At 46.7% G+C, this 460-nt stretch carries 1 pseudogene; it reads right to left on the bottom strand.

The features are described from left to right. A pseudogene (locus CIK04_RS30220) lies at positions 1 to 460 on the bottom strand (IS30-like element ISVvu6 family transposase); the annotation flags it as partial.

Below are 460 nucleotides of genomic sequence, written 5' to 3'. Positions count from 1 at the left end.
AAGGTAAGTCAGAGCGGGTCATGATTTTGCTCATTCTTACGTTGAGCGACTCGCTTGTTCTATCATCCATTTGCCCGATAAAAGTGTAACCAGTCATTCTGTCGACTAAAGTCACGATACAGTGCTTGGTTCCGCGGCCAACGACAGTATCAATTTCCCAATGACCAGGCTCTTTTCGATGCTCAGCGTTTTCTGGTCTTTCGGCAATATGACGCTTATTTGCAAGCCGTCCTCGACTGTCTTTTGAGTTGTACCTTTTACGCCTTTTCTTGGAAGATTGCCGTAGGTGTTTCCATAGCGTTCCACCGAGAGCTTTGTCGTTCCAAATGTGCTGATAAATGAGCTCGTGGCTCATTGTTGGATAGCCTCTCATTCTTAGATATCCGACGATTTGGTCAGGGCTCCAATCCAGTCGTAGCAAGGCCTCAGGTAACCTAAAGTCGCTTTTGCTGTAGCGCTT

The sequence above is a fragment of the Vibrio sp. 03_296 genome, from assembly GCF_002265885.1.
The sequence above is the reverse complement of the archived record's forward strand: the minus strand, read 5'-3'. Positions and strand labels throughout refer to the sequence as shown.